Here is an 8,535-nt window from a genome sequence, read left to right on the forward strand (position 1 = left end):
TCCAGGCCGCACAAGATCGGAAGTGATTGCGGCTCGGCAGTTTCCGAAGCTTCGGGTGACCAGGCGGCGAACACTTCGGCCGCCGCCTCCGGATCCACGCCGATGTTCCATTCCACCACCGGATTGGTGTTGCCGCGATAATCGTAGGCGCCGCCCATGATGACCAGCCGGCGCAACAGTGTCGGCAGCGCGGGTTCCTTGCGCAACGCCAGCGCCAGGTTGGTCAACGGGCCAGTAGCCAGCCCGATCAGTTCTCCCGGATGGGCATGTGCCGCCTCGACCCATGCCGTCGCCGCATCGTCACCGGTGAGCTGACGATCGGTCGGCGGCAGCTCCGCGTATCCCAGACCCCTTGGCCCATGGACTTTCCCGACCGGAAGCTCGGGGGAGTTCAGCGGATGCTCGACACCTTTGGATACCGGCACACCGTCGACCCGACACAGGTCGAGTACGCCGAGGTTGTTCTCGCACACTTGATCCACCCCGACGTTCCCACCGGTCGATGCGATGCCGACCAGCTCGGCCTCCGGGCTGGCCAGCAGGTAAATCAGCGCAATGGCATCGTCTACACCGGTGTCGACGTCGGCGAAAACTGGTGCGGTGGCCACTGCGGCCACGATACCGGCAGTGACTACCAGTGCACTCCGGGAACCAGCCGCACGGCCCGCTTGACCGCTCCGGGGACCCTCATGCGGGCAACGGCGGCACGTGCCGGGCGCTTCGGTCGACGCGAAGACTGCTGGTTCACAACAGGTTTCGAGGCGCTCTCGCCACGCGCTGCTGCGGAATCCGGATATCCGAGGTAGAGCTGGTGCAAGATCCGTCGCGACAGCTTGGGGGTGAAGTAGTTGCCGGCCTCGGCAAGGGTGCCCACCGGGGTGTCGATACGGGCCGGCTTCTCGACCAACCCGCGCACTACCATCGCCGCGGCATGCTCGGCACTGATCGGTGGGACGGGATTGAGCCGCCGCGACGGAGCGATCATCGGGGTCGCCACCAACGGCATGTGGATGTTGGTGAACGTGATGTGGTCGGAAAGCGTCTCGGTGGCCACCACTTCGGAGAACGCGTCCAGCGCGGCCTTGGTCGGCAGATACGAGCTGTACTTGGGGCTGCGGGCCTGCACGCCTGCGCTGGAGACGTTGACGACGTGACCGAAGCGGCGCTCGCGCCAATGCGGCAGCAGCGCAAGCACCATCCGCACCGCGCCGAAATAATTCACCGCCATCACCCGCTCGTAATCGTGGAACCGGTCGGTGGCGTTGACGACCGAGCGGCGGATCGACCGCCCGGCGTTGTTCACCAGGTAGTCGACGTGGTCGAAGCGGCCAAGGATGTCCTTGACCGTGTGCTCCACCGACGCCGAGTCGGTGACATCGCAGGTGAAGGCGTAAGCCTCGCCGCCGTTGGCGCGGATGTCGGCGACCAGGTCGTCGAGCGCATCGCCGTTACGCGCGAGCGCGAATACTGTCGCGCCCCGCTCGGCGACGGCGATCGCAGCGGCCCGCCCGATGCCGCTGGACGCGCCGGTGATGATGACGTGGCGTCCGACCAGTGCTCCGGCCGGATCGTTGCGGCGGGCCCGGTCGGGGTCCAAATGCTCGGCCCAGTACTGCCACAGCTTGGGCGCGTAGTCGGCGAACTCGGCAACCTCGATACCCGTTCCCTGCAACGCGTCTCGTGTGTTGTCGGAGATGAAGGTGGGCGCCAGGTCGACGACGTCGAGCACCTCGGCGGGAATGCCCAGTTGGGTGGCCGCCATGTTGCGCCACACCTTGGCCCGCCCGCGCACCTTCGTCACGGGCGCGGCGACCGATCGGGGCAGCGATCCGCGCAGCGGCGGCAGCCCGGCCGCATCGGCGATCCCGCGGTAAATGCCGCGCAGGCCAATGGTTTTCGGTGCGGTCAAGTGGAACGTCTGGCCGTCGCGACCGTCGGCGTGCATCAGGGCGACCAGCGCATCGACGACGTAGTCGACCGGCACGATGTTGGTGCGGCCGGTGTCGGGCAGCATGATCGGGGTGAACCGGGGCAACACCGCGAGCTTGGCCAGCACGCCGAAGAAGTAATACGGTCCGTCGATCTTGTCCATCTCACCGGTGCGCGAATCACCCACCACCACCGCCGGACGGTAGATCCGATGGCGCAGACCGGTCGCTTCGCGTACCAGCAGCTCGGCTTCGAACTTCGTCTGGTGATACGGCGTCGGCAGCTGCTGACCGACATCGAAATCGGACTCGGTGTACTCACCGCGGAATTCCCCGGCCACCGCGATCGACGACACGTGATGCAGCGTCGCGTCGAGCCGGCGCGCGAGCGCGATCACGGCGCGGGTGCCCTCGACGTTGGCGATGCGCTGATCGGATTCGGGGGCGGTGATGTCGTAGATCGCCGCGCAGTGCACCACGTGCTCGACGTTGCCCAGCTCGGCGATGGCGTCGTCGGTCAACCCGAGATCAGGCTCGGCCAGGTCGCCAACCAGGGGTTTTGCTCGTTCGCCCCACTGCTCGGCCAGGCGTTCGAAGCGGCCCAATGACGGGCGACGAACCATTACCCACACCTCGGCGTCCGGCTGTTCGTCCAGCAGACGCGAGACGACTCGGCGCCCGATAAACCCGGTACCGCCGGTAACGACATAGCGCATGCAACACATGGTGCGCTCGGCGCGGTCGCACGTCAACGCAGTGTGACGCGATCGTCGGCTACCGGGAAGTCCGTCTCGGCCTCGTCCGGGTCGTCCCACAGCAGCAACTGACGAACTGCGGGGCGCGGTCCGTAGGGCCGCAGCATGGTGCTGGCCGGGCGTGGCCGCACCCGTTGTGGCCACCAGAACCAGCGGCCGAGCAGAGTGGCGATGGACGGCGTCATGAACGACCGCACGATCAACGTGTCGAAGAGCAGGCCGAGGCCGATCGTGGTGCCGATTTGGCCGAGTACCTGCAGACCGCTGAATACGAACCCGCACATGGTCACGGCGAAGACCAGACCGGCGGCAGTCACGACCGAGCCAGAGCCGGCCATCGCGCGGATGATGCCGGTCTTGAGCCCGGCGTGGATTTCCTCTTTGAACCGCGAGATGAGTAGCAGGTTGTAGTCGGATCCGACGGCCAGCAGCAGGATGACCGCCAAAGCCAGTACGACCCAATATAATTGGATGCCTAATATGTACTGCCACACCAGCACTGACAGCCCGAACGATGCGCCCAACGACAGCGCCACGGTACCGACGATCACGATGGCCGCGACCAGGCTGCGGGTGATGATCATCATGATCAGCAGGATCAGGCTCAGCGAGGCGATGCTGACGATCAGCAGGTCGTAATTCTCCATATCCCCGATGTCTTTGTAGGTCGACGCGGTGCCGCCGAGATAAAACCTGGCGCCCGCCAACGGCGTGTTCTTCACCGCCTCGTGCGCGGCCAGCTTGATCGGCTCGACGTGGGAGATGGCGGCGGGCTCGGCCGGGTCGCCTTCATGGGTGATGATCATCCGAGCCGCTTTGCCGTCGGGCGAGAGAAACAATTTCAGGCCGCGCATGAAATCGGGGTTGCTGAACACCTCAGGCGGCAGATAGAACAAGTCGTCGTTCTTGGCCTTGTCGAAAGCCTGCCCGAGCGCGGCCGGATTGTCGTTGGCGACGTTCGACTGGTTGGCGATCCCGGAGTTGGTGGCGAAGTTCTTCAGCACCAGCTCCTGGTTGATCTCTTGGCTCGCGATTTGGGGTGGGATCAGCCCCACCAGCTGCGGCTGGATCTCGTCCAGCTTGTCCAGGCTTGCGGTGAGCTCTTCGAATTTCTCGGTGAGCTGGTCGACGCTGTCCAGCGTGTCGAATGTGTTGCGAAAAGCGAAGCACACCGGGATGTCGAAGCAGTGCTTCTCCCAATAGAAGTAGCTGTGCAGCGGTCGGAAGAAGTCGTCGAAATTCGCGAGCTTGTCCCGTACCTCGGAGATGATCGCCAGGGTCTCGTGAAACTTTTGGGTCTCGTCGTGGGTGGCGCCGGCGAGCTGCTTCTGCAGGGCATATTGCTGCTGCAAGATGCCGATCGTTTTGGTCAGCTCGGCGGACTGCCTCAACAAGTCCTGTGCGCGATCCATCTGGTACTTGAGGTTCTGCACCTGCCCGATGCTCTGCTGGCTGATCTGAAATGCGATCGAGCTGTGGTCCAGCGGTGCTCCCAGGGGCCGGGTGATGGTCTGCACCTGAGCGATGCCGGGTATGTGCACGACGCCCTTGGCCACCTTGTCCAGCACGAGCATGTCGGCAGGATTCCGCAAGTCGTGGTCGGCCTCGATCATCAGCAGTTCGGGCTCCAACCGGGACCGGGGGAAGTGCCGCTCGGCAGCGGTGTATCCGACGTTGGCCGCAGCAGTGGCGGGGATGTAGGGCCGGGTGTCGTAGCTGGTCTTGTAGCCGGGCAGGGCGAGCAGACCGATGAGGGCGACGGCGATCGATACGACGAGAATTGGTGCGGGCCAACGGACAATGGCGGTGCCGATGCGACGCCAGCCGCGGGTTTGCAGCACTCGCTTGGGATCGAACAGGCCGAAATGACTGGCAATCGTCAGGATGGCCGGGCCCAGCGTGAGCGAGGCCGCCAGGGCTACCAGGATCCCGATCGCCGCGGGCAGTCCCAGGCTTTGGAAGTAGGGCAGCCGGGTGAAACTGAGGCACGCGACCGCGCTGGCCACCGTCAGGCCCGAGCCCAAGACAACATGCGATGTGCCGCGATACATGGTGTAGAAGGCGTCTTCCCGCTCTTCGCCGGCGGCGCGCGCCTCGTGATATCGGCCGACGAAAAATATCGCGTAATCCGTTCCGGCGGCAATCACCAGCAATGTCAGCAGATTGGTGGCGTACGTCGACAGCCCCAGAATCCCGACATTGCCAAGGAAGGCAACGAATCCCCGCGCTGAGGCCATCTCGATCAGGACGGTCGCCAAGACCAGGAGCGTGGTGGAAAACGATCGATAGACGAAGAACAGCATCAGTGCGATCACGCCGATGGTGATCGCCGTGACTTTGTTGGATCCCTTACTGCCTTCGGTGAATTGATCGGCGATCAGTGGGGCGGCGCCGGTGAGGTAGGCCTTGACGCCTGGCGGCGGCTGCATATGGTCGACGGTGCTGCGGACCGCGTCGACGGACTCGTTCGACAAAGCCTCGCCCTGGGCTCCATTCAGAAAGAGCTGAACGTAGGCGGCCTTGCCGTCACTGCTCTGGGATCCCGCCGCCGTCAGCGTGTCTCCCCAGAAGTCCTGGATGTGCTGAACGTGCTTCTTGTCCTGTTCCAGCTTGTGAATCATCGCGTCGTAGAACTTGTGGGCGTCAGCGCCGAGCGGCTTGTCGCCTTCCAGGACGATCATCGCCGAACTGTCGGTGTCGAACTCGTGGAACACCCTGCCGATGTGTTTGAACGCCTGATACGACGGCGCCCCGGGGGAGCTGAGGCCGACGTTGTGCAGCCTGCCGACCTCTTCAAGTTGCGGCACAAGGATATTCGGCACGGCCGCCAGCGCCACCCAGAACAGCAGGATGGGCACCGCCAAGCGGTGAATGGTGTGCGGAACGAAGGGACGGCGACTGCTGTGATTGCTCATCCGGACTTGTCCAAGCAGAAGGTGTAGGCGCTCAATTCGTTGACGGTCCTTTCGTCTTTGACGATGCCGTTGACGGTGATGCGGCAGCCCAAGGTGGCGCCGTTGCCTTGGGCAACCACGTTGGCGATGACCGCGGGATCGGTGGTGGTGATCGTGTAGGACCACGGCAACGGGACGTTGTCGACTCGTTGCGGCGCGGCGTGGACGTCCTGGTAGTTGATCGTCGCCGTGGATCCTGGCGTGCCGAATACCTCATAGATGACTTGCTTGGGATTGAAGGGAACGATCTCGTTAGAGACACCGCTGCCTGTTGATGCATTTTTGTGAGAACCGAAGGCGTCGTGCAGGCGAAAGACGGCGAACCCGGCCAGCGCGACCACCACGGCGGTGACCAGAACCATCCAGCGCCGTCTGACAAGGCTGGTCAACGAAATACCTTTCATCCGTTGGCCTTTCGATTACCTGGTAGACAATCGCCGGGCGACGTCAGCTGTCCTTGGAGCGCGGGCCGACAGGCTTGACAGTACGGTACCGGACCGGACAGTACAAGAGACGATGCCGTACATATGCGGCCGGCCATTTACTTGGCAGGTCGGGTCAGGCTAGGGATGACCACATCGTCCACGAGTGCCTCCACGGTCTGCCGGGTCGGCGGCCGGCCGGGAAAGATGGACCGGAAGATCAGGTAGTGCGGCAGCAGATCCCAGAGTTCGTCGTTGATGGCGGCTCGGTCGATCTCACCGCGGTCAACCGCCAGTTGGAGGATGTGGTCCATCAAAGCCTTTCGCTGCTCGATGAATTGGTGCTGCATGACGTCGTTGAGTGCGGGGTTGCGCCCTATTTCGACGAGCACCGCGCGGATGGTGCCGGCGTGCTGCTTGCCCTGCTGGCAGATCAGTTCTCCCATGTGCAGCAAGTCGCCTCGCAGTGTGCCGGTTTCGGGGGGGACGGCGATCTGGCGGATGCCCTCGATGAACGCCGCCAAAACCAACTCGGCTTTCGACGGCCAGCGCCGGTACACCGTGGCCTTGCTGGCGCGGGCCTTGGCGGCCACGGCGTCCACCGTCAACCGGTCATACCCGTGTTCTTGCAGGAGCTGCAAAGTCACCGCAAGCAGCTCGGTCTCCCGCGGCGACCACGGCGAGGGCTCCGCGGCGTGGTCGACAATCTGGGTCACAGCGCTCACGGTAGAACCGCGAGGGTAGTACTGTCCAGTACCGTATCGTCAGGGTCCGTCGGGCTCAGTAGCTGAAGTCGCGGATGCCGTCCCAGTCCAGCAACGTCCATCCCATCGCCGGGCTGCCGGTGATCACCACGCGGCCCAGGTTCGGCAGGGGATGGCTGGTGGCCAGGCTGTCCTTGGGATTTTTGACGTTCATCAAGGTCCAGTACATGATCGCCTCGGCGTGCGAGAACGCCACCGGTTTCGCGTCACCTTTGTCGTAGATCTTTTGGACGGCGGCAGTGAACTGGTCATTGAACTCAACACCGCTGATCGAGCCCGGGATGGCATCCTTGGTGTCGCCGTTCAGCCAATCCGCCGGCGCGTTCAGATAGGTCAAGTCGGCCCTTTTGGTCGGCGCGCCGTTGTACCAGCCGGCGTCGATTTCCCGCAGACCGGGCAGGATTTCGACCCGCTTGCCCAGAGCGTGGGCCAGCGGCGCCGCGGTCTCCTGGGCACGGACCATGTCCGAGGCGTAGACGGCGTCGAAGGTGTTGCGGGAGAGCTGGTGGGCCAGCTGCTCGGCCTGCCCTTGGCCTTCCTCGGTGAGACTCGGACCTGGAATGTCGGTGTTGATCACGTTGGCGGCGTTGGCCGTCGACTCGGCGTGCCGGATGAAGGTCAGCGTGATGCTACGCACCTGCGGTGTCCCCGAGCAGGCGCCGATGGTTAGCGTCACGACGAGTGCGACTAGTGCTGCAGCAGCCTTCCGGATCACGGTGCGATTGCGCATGGCGATAGCCTGCCTTGTCGGCGGCTACGGTGTGGTGGGTTTGCATAGGTTCGCCATGGTTGGCCGTATGAATCTGATCGAGAGACATCTCAGGAAGTTAAGTGTCAAGCCGCGAGGGGGAGAGGAGGTGGAAACGCCCGGTGTTCGTTGTGGGTCTGGCCGGTTTGCAGGCAGTGGTGGAGCTGGCCGAGGAATTTGTTGAACAGGTGTCGTTGGGCTTGGCGGTTCCAGTCTCCGGCGGCGCGGCGGGCATCGTAGTGACGGCGGGCACCCGGGGAGCTGCGCAGCGAGGCCAGTGCCCAGATCGACCCGACCGTAGCCAGGCGCCGGTTTTTGATATGCCGGTGTGTCACGGTGGTTTTCTTGCCGCTAGCACGGGTGATGGGGGCGGATCCGGCGAAGGCCTTCAATCCGCGGGCGTCGGCGAAGCGGGTTCGGTCGTCGCCGATCTCGGCCAGTACCCGGGCGCCGGTCAGCTTCCCCAGCCCGGGAAAGCTTGTGATGATCGAGGCGTCCGGGTGTTGCTCAAAATGGGCGATCGCCGCCTGGGCCAACTCATCAGCGGCGGCACTGGCGGCCTCGAATTGGTGCAGCAGTGCGCTCAGTTGAATGCCCATGGCGTTTTCGACCACGGGCGGCTGGTGCAGGTAGGTGTCGGTAAACACCGCACGCAGTCGCTTGACGTCGCGGTCGAGGTCGCGGCGGCGGCCGGCTTTGATCAGCAGCCGGCGCAGCCGCGCGGGAGTCAGCTTGGCTGCTTGGCCGGGAGTGGGTGCGGCGGCCAGGATGGTGCGGGCATCGCAGCGGGCCAGTCCGCCGCTGGGCAGCCCGGCGAAAGCGGTGATCGCGGCCGGATAGAAGTCCTTGAGCAGGTCACGGATCTGATTGCCGATCTGCTGGCGCGCCCACACCGCGTCTTGCTGAGCCCGTGCCAGCACCCGGATGGCCTGGGCCAGCTCGGTATCGGCGGGCAGGGGGCGGT

The 8,535-nt window shown here is 64.4% G+C and carries 7 protein-coding genes; all 7 read right to left on the minus strand.

Translation table 11 applies throughout. The features are described 5' to 3' along the window. On the minus strand, positions 1-608 hold a 608-nt coding region (locus VKI00_RS14850), incomplete at its 3' end, for a nucleoside hydrolase (protein WP_324438585.1). A 23-nt stretch (positions 609-631) separates the two neighbouring features. Further along, positions 632-2,644 carry an SDR family oxidoreductase gene (locus VKI00_RS14855; RefSeq protein WP_324438587.1) on the minus strand — a complete coding sequence of 671 codons (2,013 nt, stop codon included), beginning with the start codon at positions 2,642-2,644 and terminating at the stop codon, positions 632-634. 32 nt (positions 2,645-2,676) lie between these two features. Beyond that, a complete protein-coding gene (locus VKI00_RS14860; RefSeq protein WP_324438589.1) occupies positions 2,677-5,598 on the minus strand; it encodes an MMPL family transporter in 2,922 nt (973 codons plus the stop codon). After that, the gene (locus VKI00_RS14865; RefSeq protein ID WP_324438591.1) at positions 5,595-6,041 is read right to left on the minus strand and encodes an MmpS family transport accessory protein; all 447 of its coding nucleotides are present in this window, start codon (positions 6,039-6,041) and stop codon (positions 5,595-5,597) included. The genes VKI00_RS14860 and VKI00_RS14865 overlap by 4 nt, the downstream gene beginning before the upstream one ends. Positions 6,042-6,178: 137 nt before the next feature. Then, entirely contained in the window at positions 6,179-6,784 is a 606-nt protein-coding gene (locus tag VKI00_RS14870) for a TetR/AcrR family transcriptional regulator (protein ID WP_324438593.1), read from the minus strand. A gap of 55 nt (positions 6,785-6,839) precedes the next feature. Next, positions 6,840-7,553 carry a histidine phosphatase family protein gene (locus tag VKI00_RS14875; protein WP_324438595.1) on the minus strand — a complete coding sequence of 238 codons (714 nt, stop codon included), beginning with the start codon at positions 7,551-7,553 and terminating at the stop codon, positions 6,840-6,842. Positions 7,554-7,657: 104 nt separating this feature from the next. Beyond that, positions 7,658-8,535 (minus strand): transposase (locus VKI00_RS14880; RefSeq protein ID WP_324438597.1); only part of this gene is annotated, 878 nt, incomplete at its 5' end.

The organism is Mycobacterium sp. (assembly GCF_035314665.1).
Lineage (GTDB): Bacteria > Actinomycetota > Actinomycetes > Mycobacteriales > Mycobacteriaceae > Mycobacterium.